The sequence below is a fragment of the Xanthomonas pisi DSM 18956 genome (assembly GCF_001010415.1).
Lineage (GTDB): Bacteria > Pseudomonadota > Gammaproteobacteria > Xanthomonadales > Xanthomonadaceae > Xanthomonas > Xanthomonas pisi.
The window spans coordinates 1-309 of the sequence record NZ_JPLE01000268.1; the positions used below are offsets into that span (position 1 = coordinate 1).

Annotated in this window: 1 protein-coding gene; it reads right to left on the reverse strand. The window is 46.3% G+C overall.

The window, feature by feature from the left end; all coding sequences use genetic code 11:
- Positions 1-309, reverse strand: a 309-nt coding sequence (locus tag Y887_RS17970) for a hypothetical protein (protein ID WP_046965651.1), incomplete at both ends; no start/stop codon positions are given.

Here is a 309-nt window from a genome sequence, read left to right on the forward strand (position 1 = left end):
GTATTCAAGCAGTGCGTTTTTAATGTTGGCTGTTTCGTGGTATCCAATGTTGAACTTCTTACCAACTTGAGCCATTACTGAGCTGGCCTTAAGCGTGTTGATGTTGCCAAGCTTTGCAACGTTCATTTCGCCGTACTTCTCTTTAAGATAATCAAACACCATATAGCGTTTGGTATCTTCAAAGTCGATGTCGATGTCAGGAAGGTCGGCGCGGCTTACGTCGATGAATCGGGCAAACAGCAGCTTATACGGGATTGGGTCCACTTCCGTGATGCCGAGGCAATAGCAAACAAGTGAGCCAGCTGATGA